Origin of the sequence: Gudongella ferriphila, from assembly GCF_046224405.1 — a bacterium.
Taxonomy (GTDB): Bacteria; Bacillota; Clostridia; order Tissierellales; family Tissierellaceae; genus Gudongella.
Window position 1 is genome coordinate 1 of sequence record NZ_JBJXRK010000007.1, and the last position, 20,299, is coordinate 20,299.

The window sequence follows — 20,299 nt, forward strand, 5'->3', positions numbered from 1 at the left end:
TGATAAAACAGAGTTAAAAAATAATACAAGTTGGTTTACGTTAACTAATAATTTAGAGGAGGAATATTAATGTGTAAAAAGTGGAGTGGTAGGTTTTTGAGTTTGTTTTCCTTAGTATTGCTTTTGCTTATGAGTAGCGTAGTTCCTAGTTTTGCTGATACTGGGACAAGTACTGTTGCATTAGCGGACGATTCCCAAATAAGAATTCAACTTCTTAGTGATACAAGTTATATAATTACTGAAAATGAGGAGACTCTTTTAGTAAAAGTGAAAGAAGATAAAAATGAAACAGTAACATTTTTGAAAGATTTAGAAACAGGCAGCGAGGATTACTTTTTAAGAGATGAAGTTAAAGGAACAATCTATTCAAGTATTACAGGTAAAACAGTAAATCTTGGTTATTCTATGAAAGATAAAGAAATAAATTCCCTAAGATCAGGCGGAGATATATTTATAGATAATCACGAGGTATCATATGAAGTTATAGTGTATCTTGTTGGATCAGCTGGGAAAATTGCTACAATGGCATCTGCTGCATTAGCGTACAAGAATGTACCTGGATCTGCAGGAGTAACATTAATAATAGCCATTTTATCTGGAATAGGATATATGACAGCTGGAGCTTTTGATTTAGCTTACCCAAATGGAGGAATTAAATTTGAGGAATGGGAAGTAGAAAGATCGAGCGTACGAGGTGGGGTGACGTATTATTACTATGTAACAAAAATTAAGAACGTTAAACATGTAGCGGTATTGTAATGAATAAACGAATAGAATGCAAAATTATGGGAAACATGAAATATATTTTTCAAAAGTTAAATTATCGTAATTACTATCTAGTGGTAATAGTCTATATGATGGTAACAGCGATAATTACACATATTAATCTAGGTGATAAAATTAGCAATTCAACTATTTTTACGATAATGGTCTTAAGCAGCATAATTGTAAACATATCCTCAGTTTTTACACTTTTTTTAAAGAGAAAGGAAATCATTAAAAGGGAAAGAATTTTGATTATTATATTTATCTTGCATACATTACTTATACAATATTTTTATTTTAAGACAGGATAGGATGTTTGTGTTAAACGAGGGACAGGAACACTGTCTTACAAAGTAGCAGGAAGAGTTAGCCTGCTGATTTGTCTTGCCTATGTTAGTCTATTATGATATTTTGTTCTTGGACAGTGTTGTCCAATTGTTAAGGGATGGAATAATTAGAAAATGATAAAATCAAATAGTTATCCAGTAATGGAAATAAATCTGAAACATCTTGGAGAGAACGCCGGGAATATAGTCAAGAAATGCAGTGAACTGGGGATAGGGATTACAGGAGTTGTCAAAGGTACGGATTCATATAAAAACTCCTACAAAAAAATAAATGAATTTCTGTAATCTGATTAAGGGGGCAGCTTCAGTTTGAAGCTTCCCCCCTAATTTTTTTATCTGCTGTAAACCACCTTGCCATCCACAATGGTCTGGTCCACCTTCACATCCTTGATTTCCATGGAGGGTATTGTGAATATATCCCTGTCCAGAACTATCATATCCGCAACAAATCCAGGCTTTAACCTTCCCTTCCAGTCCTCCTTGAATTCGTTGTAGGCGCTCATTATTGTATAGCCGTCAATGGCATCCTCCAGTGACATGTTCTCCTCTGGGTAATAGCCTTCCTCAGGCGTTCCGTCCAGCCTTTTCCTGTTTACTGCAAGATAGATGTTCTCGAATGGATTGCAGTCCTCCACAGGGCTGTCTGTACTGAGGCTGACAGGTGCTCCCAGCTTGTAGAGGGTATTGAAGGCATATGATGTTTCTGCCAGCTCATCTCCGATCCTGTCATTTATTATGGGTATATCGGACTGCAGAAAGATTGGCTGATACATGACGGGTATTCTAAGCTCAGCGATCCTTTCCAGCTGGTCCCTTGTGGTGATCTGGTTGTGGACAATCCCGTGTCTCAGGGTATTCTCTCCGTCATCCATAATTCTGGAATAGGTATCAATTACACTTTGTATGGCCCCGTCACCTATTGCGTGGGTTATAACCCTGATATCCTTATCTGCAGCCAGTCTGCAGAGATCATAGAGCTGGTCGTCACTTAAAGCTTCAACACCCTTTTCACCTGGTGCATCGTTGTATTCATTCTGCATCAGGGCTGTCCGTGCTCCCAGGGAACCGTCTTTAAATAGCTTAAGTGCACCCTTGGAGTAGAATTTCTCGTTATATCTTCCGTGTATATGCTCCGTATTTAGGTAGTCCTTGAAATCATCTATCTCCTGGAAATTGAACTGGTGGCCATACCTGAACTTAAGCTTGCCAGTGTCAGCAATTCCCTGGATAGTCTCAAAGACCTTCTTGTAGTCCTTGCTCATAATGTCGCAGGACTGAACCGAAGTAAGTCCTACGCTTACGGCATAGTCCATGGCCATAAGAAAATCCTTCTCAATATCCTCCTTGGTCTTTAGGGGTATTATTGTCTGAAGGTATCTGACAGCATTCTCGTTGAAGACACCATTGGGTTCCCCATCAGGGCCAAGCTGGATTTCTCCGCCTTCAACCCTGGTGTCGCTGGTCACTCCAAGCACCTCCAGGGCCTTGCTGTTACCAACTGTTACGTGGATGCACACCCTGTCAAAGACAAGGGGTATTTCAGTTGAAATCCTGTCAAGGTCATGCTTGTTCAAAAGTCTTTTCTCACCCTCGACAAAGTTGTCCTGGTTCCACCCCTTGCCAACCAGCACTTTAGTATCTGGATGCTCAGCCAGGAACTCCCTTCCCAGTGTGACTATGTCATCTATGGATCTGGCAGATGTCAGCATGCAAGAGTTCATATTCGAACCTATCATGTTGATGTGGAGGTGACTGTCGTTAAGGCCTGGAAGAACGGTTTTTCCTTCAAGGTCGATCACTTCGTCGTGAGAGTGCTTAAGAATATCTTCATTGGATCCCACAGCCTTGATTGTTCCATCAGAGATGAGGATTGCCTCCGCAAAATGGTCCTTTTCAATATAAATTTTACCGTTATTATATATTCTACTCATAATAAAACCTCCTGATTATTATTCTACCCAGAAATCACCAAAAGAATGATCACTTGAGCAGCTTTTTCAATGATATAATTATATCACACAAAGTACAACACCAAGAAGATAAAAATGCCTGGGCTAAAACCCAGGCATCACTAGTCAATGTTTATATAATTGTATTTTTTATCAAGTTGCTCGATTGACTTGATGATTGCGCTTCCCAGGCAAACCTCGTCCTGGTAGAAAACCGCCACCTGACCAGGTGTTACAGCCTTTACGGGATCATCATAGACAACAAGAAGGGTACCATCATCATTTTTTGATACTGTAACAGGAATATCCTTCTGTCTATACCTGAACTTTGCTGTACATTTCATGGGAAGCTCAGGTTCTTCCTCGACTATCCATGCAGGGTCCTCACCAACAAGGGACGTGGAAAATAGTGCCGGATGCTTTGCTCCCTGGGCAACGTAGAGTTTGTTGTTTTTTAGGCTCTTGCCAACCACAAACCAAGGCTCACCAGTGCCTACCCCGCCTATACCTATTCCCTTTCTCTGTCCCAGGGTATAGTGGATCAGACCTGTATGTTCACCGATAACACCACCGTCAACGTCAATTATGTCTCCAGGCTTTGAAAGCAGGTACCTGTCCAGAAATTCATCAAAGTCCCTTTCGCCTATAAAGCATATTCCAGTGGAATCTTTTTTTGCAGCTGTATAGAGATCATACTCCTGGGCAATTTCCCTAACCTCTGATTTTTCAAGATGACCTATAGGGAATAGGGTTCTTGAAAGTGCCTTCTGACCAATTCTTGACAGGAAGTAGCTTTGGTCCTTGTTGTTGTCCTTGCCCCTTAGAAGCAGGTACTTTCCATCCCTTTCCTCCACCTGGGCATAGTGTCCCATTGCAATGTAATCTGCATCAAGCTTAAGTGCATAATCAAGAAATGCATTGAATTTGATTTCCTGATTGCACATTACATCAGGATTGGGTGTTCGCCCTTTCTTGTATTCATCAAGAAAGTAGCTGAAAACCCTGTCCCAGTATTCCTTTTCAAAGTTTATGGTGTAGCAGGGAAAACCCAGCTCAGCTGCAACCCTCTTTGCATCCTCCGCATCCTGCGCTGATGTACACACACCATCCTCGTTTTTTTCTTCCCAGTTTTTCATGAATAGACCGACAACATCATAGCCAGCCTTCTTAAGAAGGACGGCTGAAACCGAGGAATCCACCCCTCCGCTCATACCCAGTATCACTTTTTTTGCCATATATATCAATTCCTTTCAAATCTCATAAAAAAGTCACTTCAGTGTATACCGATGAAGTGACTGTAGGTGGTGGAGATAAGGGGATTCGAACCCCTGGCCTTCTGAATGCCATTCAGACGCGCTCCCAACTGCGCCATACCCCCAAATATAATAATATGATAGCATTTGAAAATCGTTTTTGCAAGGACTTTTAAGGCTCTCAATTAGTGGTTGGCTACAGAAGAGCAACGTGTTAAACTATAAACAGGATTGGAGGGAGCAGGTATGTATCTCAAGAAGCTGATTGCACCTATTTTCATAACGCTTTTACTTTTATTGTATTATGGTTTTATTTTGCTTAACCTAATAAGAATTCCAGAATCAGTGGGTATAAGAATCCTGTGGCTAATAGTTCCATTGGGTCTTATGGGAGTGAGTGTATTTGTACTGATAGAGAGAATAAAGGAAATAAGGAGTGGTGATGAGGATGATCTTGGTAAATACTGATTATATCAGCGGTAAAAATCTAGAAACAATGGGTCTTGTGAAGGGATCCACCATTCAAAGCAGAAACGTGGGAAGAGACATAACCCAAGGCTTTAAAACCCTTGTTGGAGGAGAACTGAAGGCCTACAACGAGATGATGAACAATGCCAGAGCCCTTGCTACAAAGAGGATGGTACAGGAGGCTGAGGATCTTGGAGCTGATGGGATAGTCAACATAAGATATGTTTCAGCTGCGGTCATGCAGGGAGCTGCAGAGGTCATGGTATATGGAACGGCTGTTAAGTTTAAATAGCCATAGCATATTTGCAATAGAAAATGATTGGGTATTCAGGGAATGGAGTGATTAGATGAAAGTTGCCATGCCTGGCAAGAAAAAACTATTTGATATTGGACTTGTTCTACTAGCAGTTATCCTAGCTGCAATTGTATATAAACCCCTGGGGAATATCATCAATCCATTTGTATATGCCCTTGTGCTAGCCTATATTTTAAATCCTCTGGTCAAAGCGCTTGAAAAAAGAAAAATTAAGCGTATATGGGCGATACTTATGGTATTTATATTACTGTTTGCAATAATAGGTATTGCATTTGCAACCATTATTCCAAGATTGACAGGAGATTTGAGTGGATTTATAGAGGACATCCCAAATATTGTTAAATTTGTTGAGAGAGTTATCAGTGAATTGCGTGCAGGGGAAATCACGTTCATACCGGAGGAATTCCGTGACTTCTTAAATGTGGAGGAGGAGATGAGTAGGGCAGGGGAATATTTGAGGAATGCATTCCGAGGTATATTCGATGCTCTTGTGAATTCAACAGGTACGCTTCTGGATATAATAATTACACCAATAATAACATTTTACTATCTAAAGGATAAGGACAAGATAATAAAGGCATTTACTCAGGATATACCCGATTCTGTCTACAGTAAAATAAAGGAGCTAGCCGGGGATATGGACAAGGTACTAGGGGGATTTATCAAGGGGCAGATCGCGGTGGCTGCCTTTGTAGGAATACTTACAGGGGTGGGATGCTGGTTCATAGGAGTACCCTATGCCTTAACTGTGGGACTTGTAGCTGGAATAACAAATATTATTCCCTATTTTGGACCATGGCTAGGGGGAGTTCTGCCGGTTGTCCTGGGCTTTATGGAAAAGCCCATTATGGCCCTTTGGGTTGTTATTCTAATAGTGGTGATCCAGCAGATAGAAGCTGCTTTTCTTTCACCACAGATCATGTCCCATTCAGTGGGAATGCATCCCCTATTGGTTATGTTTTCGGTTTTGTTCTTTGGGAGCATGTTTGGAATAGCGGGGATGATTATAGGTGTACCCTTGATGGGAGTCCTTAAAATCCTGTTTGGCTACCTAAAGGAGGTTCGGCAGGGGATCAGATCGGAAAACACGTAGTAAAATATGAAATTTTAACAAGTGCATTGCCTTCCAGATATTTTCAGGATATAATAGTCATCGTACATAATGACAATAAAATAACAATATTTTGGAGGGTAATATGTCGGAAAACAATGGAATTGTAACATCGGTATTGAAAGAGTCAACTGGAAATCCAGCACCCCTTGGTCTTTTGGGCTTTGGAATGACCACTGTTCTACTTAATCTTCACAATGCGGGGCTAATAGAGATGAGTGCAATGATCCTTGCTATGGGAATTTTTTATGGTGGACTTGCTCAGGTCATTGCGGGGATAATGGAGTGGAAAAAGAACAACACCTTTGCAGGCACTGCATTTATATCCTATGGAATGTTCTGGGGCACCTTCGTAGCAATCAAGCTATTCCCTGTACTTGGATGGGCTGAAGCACCAACTGGAAAGGCTCTTGCAGCATACCTCTTTATGTGGGGTCTATTCACCTTTGTAATGTTCATAGGAACCTTAAGGATAAGCAGGGCACTGCAGGTGGTCTTTGGAACACTTACTGTCCTCTTTATGCTACTTGCAATCGGTGACTTCACTGGTAACCATGCTTTGATAAACATAGCAGGCTATGAAGGAATATTCTGTGGTTTCTCAGCTATATACACTGGATTGGCTCAGGTCATCAACGAAGTGAATGGAAGGGTTATCCTACCACTTGGTGAAGTTAAGAAGTAAATACTTACAGGAGAAATTCCTCCCCATGGCGAGCCAAGGGGAGGTTGTTTTTTTCAATTGTGAGAAAAGAATCTTTGTGATAAAATACTTTAAAGCGACAAATAGGAGGGTGTTTAATGGAGAAATTCAAGGAGTACATAATAAGAGAATACACTGAGGATGATCTTAAGTGGATTGTTGACACTCACGGGGAAATGTACAAGAGAGAATATGGTTTTGACAATACATTACCCAGCTATGTCAGTGAGCCCCTTGAGAAATTTCACAATTCAAGAAAAGCTAACAGGGAGCAGATATGGATAGCTGAAAGGGATGAAAAAAAGGTAGGGGTAATAGCGATAGCATATGTGGATGATTATACGGCTCAGTTAAGATGGTTTCTTCTCCTGGAGGAGGAGAGGGGGAAGGGACTTGGAAACAGGCTTATGGAAATGGCGTTGGATTTTTCAAGGAAGGCAGGCTACGGGAAGATAATTCTGTGGACCGTAAGCATCCTGGATGCTGCAAGACATCTCTATGGCAAGCATGGCTTTAGCATAGAAGAAAAAGTCCCCCACAGGATATGGGGGAAAGATCTGGTAGAGGAAAGATGGGACTTAGTAATGGACGGCGCTGAGGAATAATCCATGTGGGGGACATGTAATACCTGCATCAGCCCGTACCTTTGTTCCAAGAACATTCTTAACGTCCTGGGGGCTCATTTTGTGCTGGCCTACCTCAACAAGCGTACCCATGAGAATACGTACCATGTTGTGTAGAAAGCCATCCCCGGTAAAGACAAAGGTGAGTAATGGACCTTCCTGCTTGTAGCTAATTGAATGGAGGGTCCTCACTGTTGACTTCTTTGATTTTTTTACTGACGAAAAGCCCAGAAAGTCATGTGTTCCCTGGAGTATCTCTATTGCAAGGTCTATGGCATCCATATCCAGGGATTCCTTTATGTGCCATGAATACTTTCTGTAGAAGGGAGACTGGAATTCGCCTGTGTATATATGGTATTCGTAATCCTTGGTTTTTACGTTGTATCTGCTATGAAACCGATCATCCACCTGTTCTATATCAGCTACAATTATATCATTGGGTAGATAGTGATTGATATATTCCTGAATTTCATGAGGAGACATATCCAAATCAGCTTTAAAGTTTGCAACCTGACCAAGGGCATGTACACCTGCATCGGTCCTGCCGGATCCGATTATCTTCATATCCCCTTTACACATCTCACCTATTACTTTTTCAAGCTTTCCCTGGATGGTCCTATCTGACTTTGGCAATTTCTGCCAACCCAAATATCTACCCCCGTCGTACTGAATGGTCATTTTGTAGTTTCTCAAGGTATCATCTCCTAGTATGTGAAGCCTTCACCTTCGACCTCGGTTACGTATGAAACGGATACAAAAGCCTTTTTATCTATGTTTCTGATGAAGTCTCTGATCTTGATGTACTCACTTCTGGAAACAATGGTGTTTATGATTCTCTTATCCTCATTTGAAAATCCACCTTCCCCATGGTAAATGGTGGTTCCTCTTCCTATATCAGAAAGTATATACCCATTTATTGAATCAAGCTCGGACGAAATTATAAGCATGTTGATCTTTACGTTGAAACCAGCAATCATCTTATCGATTACAAGAGAGTTGATTACTATTCCAAGTAGAGCGTACATACCAAGTCTGGCTCCAAATACAAGACCTGCAAATATTGTAATGAAAAAATCTGAGGCAAGCAGGGACTTTCCAATGTCCATGTGGGTATATTTGTTTATGATTTTCGCAATTATATCCGTACCGCCTGTGGAAGCGTTTTGATTGAAGACTATCCCCATGCCTACACCGTTTATTAGAATCCCGAATATCAGATTAATGAACAGGTCATCCGTAAAGGGGGCTGTCATGGGTATAATCAGCTCAAAGAGCCCGATCATGCCTGACAGGGCAAGAGAAGCATAGACTGTATAGCCTCCAAACTCCCTTCCAAGAACTATAAATGCTGTGATGAACAGGATGATGTTTAGAATTGCAAGTATCACTCCCATTGGTATTGAGGGAATTAAATAGCTAAGTATCATTGCAAGACCGGTTGCACCTCCCACAGCAAGATTGGATGGTATAAGGAAAAAATACATCCCCATTGTCATGACAAGTAGCCCTAAATTAATTAGCATAAATCTTTTTATGTTGAATTTCATAGTTATCTCCTCCTAAATTGTAGCAATCAAGATATTATAGTAGATAAGAGCAATAAATTCAAGGTAAATTTGGAATATCGGTTTACAATGGTACATTATACAAATAGAATAATGATGAGAGCACAGTATAAAAATTGGAAGGGTTGATTAGATGAAAAATCTATATGGAGAAAGAGATTTTGGAAAACTGAAGCTTAAGAATCCATTGGTGCTTCCATCAATGGTCGCATTTGGATTTGCAGATGACAATGGATATGTATCAGAAAGAAACATTGAACACTATGACAGGATATCAAAGAATGGCGCAGGCTTGGTAATAGTTGAGGCAACCTGCATAAATCCAGAGGGGAGACTTTCAATTGACCAGCTGGCCATCTGGGATGATTCCTATGTGGAAGGACTGAAGAGACTTTCTTCAGTTATACATAAAAATGGTGCAATTGCAATAATCCAGCTCCATCATGCAGGGCTGAGGGCAAAGGCTGATGTGACTGAAACACCCCTGACCTCATGGGACTTTGAGCAGAAGGGAAGAGTATCAAAGGGGATGACAAAGGACCAGGTGGAAAAGACAATTGAAGATTTCTCCAAGGCTGCCAAGAGAGCACAGATGGCAGGCTTTGATGGAGTGGAGATCCACGGAGCCCACGGATATCTCCTTACTCAGTTTTTTTCCAAAAAGGTTAATGCCAGAACGGATGAATATGGAGGAAGCCACGAAAACCGAAACAGGATTGCTAAAAAAATTCATGACGAAATACGAAAAGAGACAGGAGAGGATTTCATTCTGGGAATAAGGATGGGCTCAAATGACGACACTATTGAAGAGAGCATAGAAAGGGCCAAATACTTGGAAAAAAACGGGTACGACTATCTTCACGTGTCTACAGGCTTTGACAATACACAAATTGAAGCTGAGATTCCAGAGGAATTCCCTTGCAACTGGATAGTATACGGAGGGACCCTGATCAAGAAAAATGTAGAAATACCTGTAATAGGAGTAAACAAGATCCTCACCAGAAAGCAGGTGGATTATCTTCTGGAAAACCAACTCCTTGACCTGGTTGCCATAGGAAGGGCACAGCTTGCGGACCATGATTTCATAGAGCACATGACTGGTGATGGTGAAATAGTTACCTGCCTTGAATGCAGCCCCTGTAAATGGTTTAGTGATGGAACAAAATGCCCAAGACATATGTGAATTGTTGATTTGTTCGAATTAATAGGTTATAGGCCCACTAACGGGGTATATAATTATAGGAACTCAAGATAATATTAATAAGGAGGCTGACTGATGAACTACGTTGAATTTGCAATCCAAATGGAGGTTGACGGCGAGAATTACTACAGAGAACAGGCAGAGAAGAACAAGGGAAATGCTCTTGAGAAGGTATTCCTGAATCTTGCTGATGACGAGAAAAAGCATGCTGACCTGGTAAGGAAATATGCTGAGGCTGTTGACTACAATCTAGACGAAGACAATGCTTTTGTTGAGTTTGAGAATGTATTCAAGAATGAATCTGATTTCAAGGTTGATGTGAAGGTTGATCCAAATCAGCTTGATGCATATAGATTGGCCCTTAAGAAGGAGCAGGAAAGTATAGACCTTTACAAGAAGATGAAGGATGAGGCTGACTCCGAAAAAGGAAAGAAGCTGTTTGATTATCTGGTAAGACAGGAAGAATATCACTACAGAATTTTTGATGACATGGTAAATCACCTTAGAAAAGCTGAGGAATGGGTTGAGGATGCCAGATTCGGAAAAAGAGATACTTATTAGACTAAAGGCGGCCTGTTGGCTGCCTTGCTTGATTCAGGGGTGAAAAAATGAAAAGTTTGATAGTTGTAGATTGTCAGTATGATTTTATAGATGGAACACTTGCCTGTGAAAATGCAGAAAATGCTGTCAACAGTATAATCAAATATATTAACAGCAACGACATCAAGGTTCATTATTCAAAGGACTGGCATTCCATCCACAACGGAAGCTTTAAGGACAACGGTGGAGTTTGGCCTGTACACTGTGTCCAGGGAGAAAGAGGTGCCAGGCTACATGAGGACTTTTACAAGCATGTGGAAAAGGATGTAAAAAGACCAAAGGAAGATAATGTGTTCTATAAGGGTATTGATGATGAGGTTGAGGAGTATTCTGCCTACAATGCAGAAAATAGCCAGAAGTTGAGTCTTAAGGACGCCTTGGAGGATGAGGTAATAGTAGCAGGTATAGCCAGTGAGTATTGCGTTAGGGAAACTGTTCTTGAACTTCTGGAGGCTGGGCACATGGTGGAGATTCTGAAGGATGGACTGGGATATGTCGATTCTGAAGATCACCTTAAGAATCTTCAGGACCTGATGGAACGTGGAGTCCGGATAATATAACCATAACAGTGGGAAGCAGCAAGAGATTTAAGTTGATTTATATTTTAAGGAGGAATAGCTTGAACACACAGAAGGTAGTATATTTAAACTCGGATGAGGAGCTTGAGGAGTTCTCCAAGAAGGAGGTCCACATCCTTTACTTCAGCTCAGAAAACTGTAATGTATGTCATTCGGTTTTTCCAAGACTGGTGGATATGACATCGGAATACGACATAGAAATCGGTAGGATAGATGTCAACAAGAATGTGAAGCTGGCCGGTCAGCACCTTATATTTTCAATACCGACCATTCTTGTTTTCAACGAGGGAAAGGAAGTTGCAAGAGAAAGCAGATTTATTGACTTCGATAAGCTTGGCAGAACTCTTAATATCCTCCTATCATAGTAATTGACAAAAAAGGCCTCCATCTTCACTTGATGGATGCCTTTTTTGTTCGGAAATCCAATAATTGGGTATCATCCAGATAGAAGGAAAATCACAGAATTGGAGGAGTTTCTATGTATATCAAGGATATCATGACCAAGGATGTAATAACCGTTACAATGGATGATAATGTTGAAAAATGTGCATCGTTGCTGATCAAGCACAATTTGAGCGGACTGCCGGTACTGGATGAATCTGGTAAGCTTGTGGGAATTGTAACCGAGGGAGACCTTATAAGAAGAGCCTCTAGAATTAAGGGGCCTGCTGTTCTTGAAGTTTTAGGGGGCCTGATATATCTGGACAGCCCGAAAAAATTCATGGACGAGCTTAAGAACTCAATGGGTCAGAAGGCTGGAGATGTTATGACCAAAAAGGTAGTAACAATAGATCCTGAGCAGACAATTGAAGAGGGTGCAACGTTGTTGGTGGAAAAGAAGGTCAAGCGTCTGCCAGTTGTAGATAAAAAAGGAGAGCTTGTTGGAATCGTGTCAAGACGAGATATTATGAGTTATCTTTTCCCGGAACAGAAATAATGAACCTACAAGTAAAGGGGGATATGGATGGTTAGAAAAAGGGAAGGTTTTTTGACTGGATTGATGGCGCTGGCAATGTACCTGGTGATGGTGGGCACAAATGCTCTGGCAAATATTTTGCCCATAAATGGAATCACCACAGGTGAGGTTTCCGACAACATACCAAACCTCTTCGCACCTGCGGGGATCACTTTTTCAATTTGGGGTGTAATATATGTATTACTGGGAGTCTACTCAGTATATGTGCTTGTATATATAAACCGCGGATATAGGGACAGCTTTTCCCTGAAGAGGGTAAATCAGTTCTATATCCTGTCTTCAATTGCAAACAGTGTATGGATATATAACTGGCATCATGGAAACATAGGATTGACACTTGTACTTATGCTTGTCATTTTGGCATCATTGATTGTTATCGTTTTGACACTAAGGTCAATGACCACAACAGGGGATAGGATGCTGTGGGCAAGACTACCATTCAGTGTATATTTTGGTTGGATAACAATTGCTACAATTGCAAATATAACCGCATTCCTGGTGGATATGGGATGGGATGGATTCGGGATTCCAGAAAATATTTGGACTGTCGCTGTTCTTGCTGTGGGTCTTCTGATTGGAGGAACTACAATCTGGAGACTACAGGACAAGGCTTATGGTGCTGTTATGGTATGGGCTTACATGGGGATACTTTTAAAGCATATATCCCAGGATGGATTTGATGGAAGATACCCTGCAGTCATTGTAACTACAGGAATATCAATTGGAATATTCATCTCCATAATTTTTTTGGCATCAAGGAGAAAAAAGTACATGTTTAACGTTAATTCAGGGTTTTAAAGAGGCTACAGGGGGTAGATATACCAATATTCATAACGAATTAAAGTGAGAACACAAATGTAACAACTACAAAAAGAGGTGAAAAGATGAGTCTTTTAAAAATGTATGGAGTTTCTTTCACTGTTTTTTTTGCCATTGATCTTTTTTGGCTAGGGATTATCGCAAAAAATCTTTACAGGGAGCATCTGGGCTACATCATGAGCCCAAGCGTAAACTGGGTGGCTGCAATTGGTTTTTATATCTTTTATATCGCAGGACTTATCTTTTTCGCATTGGCACCGGCAATTGAAAGGGATAGTCTATGCAGCATTTGTGGGTGCTTTTTTTGGGTTTATAACCTATGCTACCTATGATATGACAAACCTGGCAACCCTGAGGGATTGGCCAGTGTTCATAACAGTTGTTGACATCATATGGGGTACGGTCCTGTGTGGACTCACAGCTTCAATAAGCTTTATAATCCTAAAAGCAATAGGAATCTGATTCTGGAGGGGATGTAGATGACAATCAGCAGGCTAAATGGCGAGGCACTTTATTACGCCTTCTTGTCAGGTGCAAATGAGGTGATCAAGCAGAAATATGAACTGAATAGAATCAATGTTTTTCCTGTTCCCGACGGAGATACAGGGTCCAATCTTGCATACACGATGTATACCATTGTGGAGGAGGCCAGGATCAAGCACACAGTCAAGGAGACCATGGAATCCATTGCTGAGGCTGCTTTAAATGGTGCAAGAGGAAATTCGGGTATAATTTTTGCCCAGTATATTAACGGCATGTACATGGAAATGCCTGAGGAAGACGACGTTACAGTTGAAGGGTTTACAAATCTTGCAAACAATGCGGTGGAATATGCCTACAAATCCATATCCCAGCCTGTTGAAGGAACAATGATCACCGTAATCAAGGACTGGGCCCAATCACTTCAGCTATACCGGGAAAAGGCGACTGATTTCGGAGAGCTTATGGGTGAATCTCTCCAGGCTGCAGCAGAATCACTGAAAAGGACCCCTGAAATGCTCAAGGTTCTCAAGGACGCTCATGTGGTTGATTCAGGGGCCAAGGGATTTGTGCATTTTCTTGAGGGATTTATAAAGTTCATCAAGACAAATGAAAGGGTTAAATTTGAGAAGGATTATTCCGAGATCTTGATCCAGACTGAAGACATGCATGTCATGGATAATATGGACCTATATTACAGATTCTGCACGGAGGCCCTTATTCAGGGAGATAATCTGGATGTCGATGAAATAAAGAAGGACGTTGAGGACATTGGGAACTCTCTTGTAATAGCAGGCAACAAAAAGAAGGTTAGGGTCCACATTCATGCAGCCCAGCCGGAGGAGCTTTTCAGAAGACTCCGGAAGCATGGTCGAATCATCCAACAGAAGGCTGATGACATGAAGCGACAGTTTGAGGCAACACATTCCAGGGAATATCCGATCGCACTTTTAACAGACTCCATTGCAGACCTTCCCAGGGATATAATGGACAGGTACCAGATTCATATGGTTCCATTGAACCTGATAGCTGATGGAAGCAATTACCTTGACAAGACTACAATTTCCTCTGAGTACTTCTATAGTCTTATGGATGAAATAGATGAATATCCATCCTCCTCTCAGCCTACCATGGCAGTAGCAGAGGATTACATCCGATTCTTAAGGGAGCATTATTCCAAAATCATAATCATAACCGTATCTGACAAGATGAGCGGGACCTTGAACACCTTCAGAAAAGCTCTTGAAAAGCTTGGAATAGAAGATGGCAGCGTTGCTTTGATAGATTCACGGAGGAACTCTGGTGCAGAGGGTCTTGTTGTCATGAAGGCAGCTGAAATGATTCACCAAGGGATGAATTTTGAGGAAATTGTTGAGAAACTGGATGGGATAATTGAAAAAAGTGAGATATTTGTCAGTGTAACTGACCTGAAATACATGGTTAAGTCTGGAAGAATAAGCAAGTATGTCGGATTTGCGGCGAACACCTTGAACTTTAAGCCGGTGGTTTCAATTGACAAGGAAGGCCATGGCTCGATAATAGGGAAGTCCTTTTCAGTGGATTCAAACACCAGGAAGATTTACTCTCTAATTGAGCAGATTCACAAGGAAAAGGGTATTGAGAGGTATGCAATCGTCCATGCAAATGCTTTCGAAAGGGCCAAGGAATATGAGAAGCATTTGGTGGAAATGCTGGGCATGGAGCCTGAGTATATCATGGATATCTCAACAATTGTTGCAATGAGTGCTGGAATAGGAACTGTAGCAGTTGCTCTTATAAGCAACTAAAAGGGGGAAATAATGGAAAATTATCTTGTAACCCTATTGGTTTTGTTCATATACTTTAATATTGTATTTGCAATTGCACAATCCAAAAGGAACAATGGTTTGATTGACATTGCATGGGGCTTTGGATTTGTGGTTGTTGCTGTAACCAGCTACCTGATTTCATCTCAATTCACATTAAGGGGTACTGTCATAACCATCCTGGTTCTCCTGTGGGGCTTGAGACTGTCCTGGCATCTATTCAAGAGAAACTGGAACAAGAAGGAAGATTACAGATACGTTGCCATGAGGGAGCGATGGGGATCGAAAAACCATGCGGTCATGGCCTACACAAGGGTATTCATGTCCCAGATGGTACTTTGCTTTATCATTGCCACCCCCATTATGATTACCAACTTCAACAGCTCAGGTGGTTTGGGCCCGCTTGATTTCATAGGCATGGGGATATGGATTATAGGGTACTATTTTGAGGTTGTTGGAGATGCACAGCTTAAGAGATTCATTAGTCAGCCGGAGAACAAGGGCAAGCTAATGAAGTACGGTCTGTGGAAATATACCAGACACCCCAACTATTTTGGTGAGGCAACCATGTGGTGGGGGATATTCCTTATTTCGCTTTCCGTGCCGGGTTCGTTGCTCGGGCTCATAAGCCCTGTTACCATAACATTTCTGCTGTTGTTTGTATCAGGAGTTCCACTTCTTGAAAAGAAATACAAGGATCACCCGGAATGGGATGAATATGCGAGAAAAACAAGTAAATTCGTACCGATGCCACCAAAGAACTGATCATGGAGATTTTGACGGAGGTTGATAGGATGAAGGATAAACCGGTAATTGTTGTAAGTAATTGTCTGGGCTTTTGCAACTGCAGGTATGATGGACAGGTAATAAACGATAAGTTTGTCAAGGCTCTGGAATCATATGTTGACTATATCAAGGTTTGCCCTGAGGTGGATATTGGCCTTGGGGTGCCAAGGGATTCCGTAAAGCTGGTGAAAGTAAATGGCAAGGCAGAGCTTTATCAGCCAGGGCAGGACCGATATGTGACAAAGGAAATGGATGAGTACTCTGAAAAACTTTTGTCTTCTCTGGACCAGGTGGATGGCTTCATACTCAAGGGCAGATCACCATCTTGTGGAATCAAGGATGTGAAGTACTACCAGTCCATGGTTAAGGGTGCCAGCTCTGAAAAAGGTGTTGGAAGGTTTGCAGAAAAGGTGTTCGAAAAATTTCCCTTTGCGGCCATTGAAGAGGAGGGTCGATTGACAAACATGGGGATCAGGGAGCATTTTCTGACCAAGCTATATACAAATCTTCGCTTTAGAAGTATAAGGGAGGGAAAGCTAAGGGATCTGGTTGACTTTCATACCCGTCACAAGTATATACTTATGGCCTACAGCCAAAAGGAGCTGAAAGCCATGGGTAAGATTGTTGCCAACCACCAGAACAAGAAGTACGAAGACCTTTACAATGAATACAGGGACTATCTAGGAATGGCCTTGGAGAACCCTCCAAAACCAACAAATCATGTGAATACACTGATGCATATCATGGGATACTTTTCCGATCAGCTGTCTAGAGAGGAGAAGGAGTATCTTTTAGGTAGCCTTGAAAAGTATAAGAAGCGGAAAACTCATCTGGGTGTTCCTGTGGGGATACTTAGAAGCTACGCCATTAAGTACAGGCAGGAATATATTCTTTCCCAGTACATATGGGAGCCATTTCCAGAGGACATGCTGGATATAAGCGATACGGGGAAGTAAAACTAAAAATTAGGGTACATAAAAAAGCTCAAGGATAGGCTAGATATCCTTGAGCTCTTTTATGTATTCATTTATCCTCTCAATTGTTTGATTCCTTGAAGCAGCTGAAGCAGTCCCTTGTGGGAGACCAATCTTCAGGTAATCCAAGAAGGCCTGGGTCATGTAGGGCTCGTTTATGGCAAAGCTTATGCAGGGCTGGGTATATTTCATGATAATAAGGCCTACATTCTCCTTTCCATAGATGGTAAGCTCATCGCTTCTGGCTTCCTGGATCAATACGTTATAGTTGGGGTAATGCTTCATTAGGCTAATTATATTTTCAAGCTGTGCCTTAAAGGTGTGTGTATCGTAGAATACTGAACTACCAGTAAATACAGTAAAGCCCACAGGGATTTTTCTTTCAAGAAGCTCGTTGTAATCTGGGAGTTGAATGATTTCTGTAAAGCTCTCCGTTTCAAGTAGCTCAACTAGAGAGCGCTGTCTCCTCTTATGGAAATTGAACAGCTTTTCCCTGTCTTCCCTTGGATAGATTTTAAGAAATTTCTCCAACGTAAATAGAGGAATTGTCACTGATGAAACAGCTCTGGTTTTGAGGATGCAATTTCCCTTTTCTTCCTCAAATTCATTTAGTGTATCCATCAAGGAATTGCTTGAGGAGGGATTGAATATCTTCATCAATGGTCTGCACAGCTTCAGAAAATCCTCAAATTCCATCAGCAATGTCTTTATGGTTTCCGTTTCTGTCAGGTAGAAGTTAAGATTGTTCTCTAGGTTTCTGCCGATTGAATTGGAAGTAACTGCACACAGTCCAGGGGCAATAAAAATTGTTCTTCTGAAATTGGAATCCCTGGTCCTTGGATAGTAGAAGGGTTCAATGTTTCCAGTAAGATAAAATGGCATCCATTCCTTAATTGCAGAGAACATCTCATCCAGTGACCTGTTTATCGTATGGACTATCTTAACCTTGTTTCCCTTTTGAAGAACCTGAAGAAAAACCTTGGACCATTCTAGTGTGAAAAGCGGGTCATCAATTATCCATGACAGGTCTTCGTCGCTATACAGGTAAAGGGTATGCTTTCTGTCGGAATGGAGGACTTCATTTAGAAATCTAAGTACAGCGGATCTCTTGCCTTGGATGCCATTATACACATCCTTCTTGGGCTCCTCAAAGTAAGGTTTATCCATTTCGCCATTTACTGTTGCCCTCTTCTTGAAGCTGAAATCATCAAGCTCCCTGACAAAGGTCCCAACTTTGCTTTGGGGTTCAGGTGGGCTGCTTTTAAGCCATTCCTCAACAACTGTTTCAACATTCAAGGAATCCCTTGAGAAGGAGACATTTTCAGACTGAAGCTTGCTTAGAAGACCTTGAAGCTGGTAATCCTCCCTGCATCTTTTTGAGAGGATTGTTGCCATTTTTGATATGTAGTTTTCATTTCTTGAAGGCCTTCTGGATCCTGACCTTAGGCGGCTTATGAAAGAGGGGTCAAGCGAAGTCTGCTTGGCTAAATCACTGTTGCTTGTACCTGTAAGATTCATAAGAAAATCTAGTTTTTCGTTGAACTTCAATTTCATCACCCCTTTAGTCGATTATAGCAAGCTGAATGATCATTGGCAATGTTTTGTCACGAATATTGACCAAAATTTGACAATGACAATAGGGATGGCTGGAGTTGTTTTTGCAATACAGTGGTATATAACCTATAAGAGGTGTTTTTCATGAGCTATCAGGTTAAACTAAAATCAGGTTTCTTCAAGACGCTGAGGTATAGAATGTCAATTGAGGAGGATCAGCTGATCTTAAGACCAGAGCTACCAGAAGGCTTTGATTTAATCGCAATTAAGAACGAGGATGTTCTGGAGCTTGGTTTTATAAGGTTTCCGGGAGGCAGGATCGAGTTTGAAATAATAACAACAGGAGCATATTATTTTGGATGTATATCTCCTGAAACTGATTTGGACGTTCTGATTCAAGCCTTGAAAAAAAGCTTTGGGAGAAGATTGAGCGTTGAGTAAGAACCTCTGGAATTAAAAAATCCAGAGGTTCTTACTTCACATGGAAAGGATCGGATTCGTTTTTTCATATGACAAAGTGATTGTTGAAAGAATTCCTCAAAGATAAGAATAGGTGTATGGTCTGTATCCAAAATTGACAACAGGCTTAAAAGAAACTACAATATTACTTGAAACTAAACGTCGATGATTGGAGAAATAAGATGACCTTGATGAAAAAAGCAGCAGGGAAAGTAATATATGGAACTGGACAGGTCCTGTCCTTTGTTTTTGATTTGATAATCGGAATAGCTCAGGTGACCGTAAGCCTAGTAATCGGAATTGCAAGGGGCTTTGCAGCCTTGATTGGAATGGGAGGTTGTCTGATACTGTTTCTGCTTTTTGGCCCCTTTGGACTGGTTGTATTGTTAAACCCCGTTACAATATTGGTGATTCTTTTTTTCATCATATTTCCGATTCTTGGGCAAAAGTTCATATCCTTTCTGAAATATTGGAGGTACATAATAACTGAATACCTGTTTGACCTGGGAAGCTATCTGATGGATGGAAAAGGAGAACATAAATCCTTCTCTGAGTACGGACATAAGTATCAGAAGATGGAGGAGGAAAGGATCAGACAGGAAAGGGAAAGAAGGCAGCAGCAACAGCAAAAGGAATGGGAAGAAAGATTCAGACAGTGGCAGAGCTACCAAAGACAGGGTGGACAGCAGTGGCAGGGGCAAGGAGGCTACACAGGCCAGCAAACCTATGCAAACCCAATGACAGAGTTCAAGCAGAAATACAAGAAAAGCTGTGACATACTGGATTTACCTTATGATACAGACAAGTACCAGGTTAAGCTGGGATATAGGAAAAAGGCAAAGGAATATCATCCGGATATAAACAAGTCACCTGATGCAACAAGAAAATTCCAGGAGATCAATGATGCATATGAGTTCTTAAGCGAGGAAAATATAGAAAGATACAAAAGTATGAGCTGATAGTACGT

General features: G+C 41.2%; 23 protein-coding genes, 1 tRNA gene and 1 pseudogene. 19 read left to right on the plus strand and 6 right to left on the minus strand.

Going from position 1 to position 20,299, the window contains the following annotated elements; all coding sequences use genetic code 11:
• Positions 1–69: 69 nt before the first annotated feature.
• Positions 70–759, plus strand: coding sequence for a hypothetical protein (locus tag ACKVDP_RS06025; RefSeq protein ID WP_409227911.1), 690 nt, complete (start codon positions 70–72; stop codon positions 757–759).
• A gap of 467 nt (positions 760–1,226) precedes the next feature.
• Complete coding sequence (locus ACKVDP_RS06030; RefSeq protein ID WP_409227912.1) at positions 1,227–1,397, plus strand: hypothetical protein; 171 nt, start codon at positions 1,227–1,229, stop codon at positions 1,395–1,397.
• A gap of 47 nt (positions 1,398–1,444) precedes the next feature.
• Here the strand turns inward: ACKVDP_RS06030 and ACKVDP_RS06035 are convergent, their stop codons facing one another.
• The 3 genes from ACKVDP_RS06035 to ACKVDP_RS06045 form a co-directional block, all read right to left on the minus strand.
• Positions 1,445–3,043 carry an amidohydrolase gene (locus tag ACKVDP_RS06035; protein ID WP_409227913.1) on the minus strand — a complete coding sequence of 533 codons (1,599 nt, stop codon included), beginning with the start codon at positions 3,041–3,043 and terminating at the stop codon, positions 1,445–1,447.
• 140 nt (positions 3,044–3,183) lie between these two features.
• Positions 3,184–4,296 carry a tRNA 2-thiouridine(34) synthase MnmA gene (mnmA, locus tag ACKVDP_RS06040; protein ID WP_409227914.1) on the minus strand — a complete coding sequence of 371 codons (1,113 nt, stop codon included), beginning with the start codon at positions 4,294–4,296 and terminating at the stop codon, positions 3,184–3,186.
• A gap of 67 nt (positions 4,297–4,363) precedes the next feature.
• Positions 4,364–4,439 (minus strand) — tRNA-Ala (locus tag ACKVDP_RS06045).
• 121 nt (positions 4,440–4,560) lie between these two features.
• Between ACKVDP_RS06045 and ACKVDP_RS06050 the strand changes: the two genes are divergently transcribed.
• From ACKVDP_RS06050 to ACKVDP_RS06070, 5 genes are all read left to right on the plus strand, one after another.
• Complete coding sequence (locus ACKVDP_RS06050) at positions 4,561–4,782, plus strand: hypothetical protein (RefSeq protein ID WP_409227915.1); 222 nt, start codon at positions 4,561–4,563, stop codon at positions 4,780–4,782.
• The gene (locus ACKVDP_RS06055) at positions 4,763–5,074 is read left to right on the plus strand and encodes a YbjQ family protein (RefSeq protein WP_409227916.1); all 312 of its coding nucleotides are present in this window, start codon (positions 4,763–4,765) and stop codon (positions 5,072–5,074) included. Before ACKVDP_RS06050 ends, ACKVDP_RS06055 begins: the two co-directional genes overlap by 20 nt.
• A gap of 55 nt (positions 5,075–5,129) precedes the next feature.
• A complete protein-coding gene (locus ACKVDP_RS06060) occupies positions 5,130–6,191 on the plus strand; it encodes an AI-2E family transporter (protein WP_409227917.1) in 1,062 nt (353 codons plus the stop codon).
• Between the two features lie 103 nt (positions 6,192–6,294).
• Positions 6,295–6,894: an acetate uptake transporter gene (locus ACKVDP_RS06065; RefSeq protein ID WP_409227918.1), complete on the plus strand. Its 600-nt coding sequence runs from the start codon at positions 6,295–6,297 to the stop codon at positions 6,892–6,894.
• Positions 6,895–7,010: 116 nt separating this feature from the next.
• Positions 7,011–7,517: a GNAT family N-acetyltransferase gene (locus ACKVDP_RS06070; protein ID WP_409227919.1), complete on the plus strand. Its 507-nt coding sequence runs from the start codon at positions 7,011–7,013 to the stop codon at positions 7,515–7,517.
• Here the strand turns inward: ACKVDP_RS06070 and truA are convergent.
• Together truA and ACKVDP_RS06080 are read right to left on the minus strand one after the other, a co-directional pair.
• Positions 7,491–8,228, minus strand: a complete 738-nt coding sequence (gene truA, locus ACKVDP_RS06075) for a tRNA pseudouridine(38-40) synthase TruA (RefSeq protein WP_409227920.1) — start codon at positions 8,226–8,228, stop codon at positions 7,491–7,493. The two genes, ACKVDP_RS06070 and truA, sit on opposite strands and share 27 nt — an antisense overlap.
• Positions 8,229–8,239: 11 nt before the next feature.
• A complete protein-coding gene (locus tag ACKVDP_RS06080; protein ID WP_409227921.1) occupies positions 8,240–9,082 on the minus strand; it encodes a YitT family protein in 843 nt (280 codons plus the stop codon).
• A gap of 151 nt (positions 9,083–9,233) precedes the next feature.
• Here ACKVDP_RS06080 and ACKVDP_RS06085 point away from each other — a divergent pair, with 151 nt between their 5' ends.
• The 10 genes and pseudogenes from ACKVDP_RS06085 to ACKVDP_RS06130 all read left to right on the plus strand — a co-directional run bounded on the left by ACKVDP_RS06085 (position 9,234) and on the right by ACKVDP_RS06130 (position 17,301).
• Positions 9,234–10,283 (plus strand): NADH:flavin oxidoreductase, encoded by a 1,050-nt coding sequence (locus ACKVDP_RS06085; protein WP_409227922.1) that lies wholly within the window; start codon positions 9,234–9,236, stop codon positions 10,281–10,283.
• Between the two features lie 93 nt (positions 10,284–10,376).
• Entirely contained in the window at positions 10,377–10,862 is a 486-nt protein-coding gene (locus tag ACKVDP_RS06090; protein WP_409227923.1) for a ferritin-like domain-containing protein, read from the plus strand.
• 47 nt (positions 10,863–10,909) lie between these two features.
• Positions 10,910–11,461, plus strand: a complete 552-nt coding sequence (locus ACKVDP_RS06095; RefSeq protein ID WP_409227924.1) for an isochorismatase family protein — start codon at positions 10,910–10,912, stop codon at positions 11,459–11,461.
• Positions 11,462–11,520: 59 nt separating this feature from the next.
• A complete protein-coding gene (locus tag ACKVDP_RS06100; RefSeq protein WP_409227925.1) occupies positions 11,521–11,844 on the plus strand; it encodes a thioredoxin family protein in 324 nt (107 codons plus the stop codon).
• 113 nt (positions 11,845–11,957) lie between these two features.
• On the plus strand, positions 11,958–12,416 hold the full coding sequence (locus ACKVDP_RS06105; RefSeq protein ID WP_409227926.1) for a CBS domain-containing protein: 459 nt from the start codon (positions 11,958–11,960) through the stop codon (positions 12,414–12,416).
• Positions 12,417–12,443: 27 nt separating this feature from the next.
• The gene (locus ACKVDP_RS06110) at positions 12,444–13,253 is read left to right on the plus strand and encodes a hypothetical protein (RefSeq protein ID WP_409227927.1); all 810 of its coding nucleotides are present in this window, start codon (positions 12,444–12,446) and stop codon (positions 13,251–13,253) included.
• Positions 13,254–13,354: 101 nt separating this feature from the next.
• A pseudogene (locus ACKVDP_RS06115) lies at positions 13,355–13,736 on the plus strand (DUF2177 family protein).
• A gap of 17 nt (positions 13,737–13,753) precedes the next feature.
• Complete coding sequence (locus ACKVDP_RS06120) at positions 13,754–15,541, plus strand: DAK2 domain-containing protein (protein WP_409227928.1); 1,788 nt, start codon at positions 13,754–13,756, stop codon at positions 15,539–15,541.
• Between the two features lie 12 nt (positions 15,542–15,553).
• Positions 15,554–16,324, plus strand: a complete 771-nt coding sequence (locus ACKVDP_RS06125) for a DUF1295 domain-containing protein (protein ID WP_409227929.1) — start codon at positions 15,554–15,556, stop codon at positions 16,322–16,324.
• Between the two features lie 29 nt (positions 16,325–16,353).
• Entirely contained in the window at positions 16,354–17,301 is a 948-nt protein-coding gene (locus ACKVDP_RS06130; RefSeq protein WP_409227930.1) for a YbgA family protein, read from the plus strand.
• Between the two features lie 39 nt (positions 17,302–17,340).
• Here ACKVDP_RS06130 and ACKVDP_RS06135 read toward each other — a convergent pair whose 3' ends face one another.
• Positions 17,341–18,867: a hypothetical protein gene (locus ACKVDP_RS06135; RefSeq protein WP_409227931.1), complete on the minus strand. Its 1,527-nt coding sequence runs from the start codon at positions 18,865–18,867 to the stop codon at positions 17,341–17,343.
• 150 nt (positions 18,868–19,017) lie between these two features.
• Between ACKVDP_RS06135 and ACKVDP_RS06140 the strand changes: the two genes are divergently transcribed.
• Together ACKVDP_RS06140 and ACKVDP_RS06145 are read left to right on the plus strand one after the other, a co-directional pair.
• Positions 19,018–19,314 carry a hypothetical protein gene (locus ACKVDP_RS06140; protein ID WP_409227932.1) on the plus strand — a complete coding sequence of 99 codons (297 nt, stop codon included), beginning with the start codon at positions 19,018–19,020 and terminating at the stop codon, positions 19,312–19,314.
• 200 nt (positions 19,315–19,514) lie between these two features.
• Positions 19,515–20,291, plus strand: a complete 777-nt coding sequence (locus ACKVDP_RS06145) for a J domain-containing protein (protein WP_409227933.1) — start codon at positions 19,515–19,517, stop codon at positions 20,289–20,291.
• Positions 20,292–20,299: the final 8 nt, after the last annotated feature.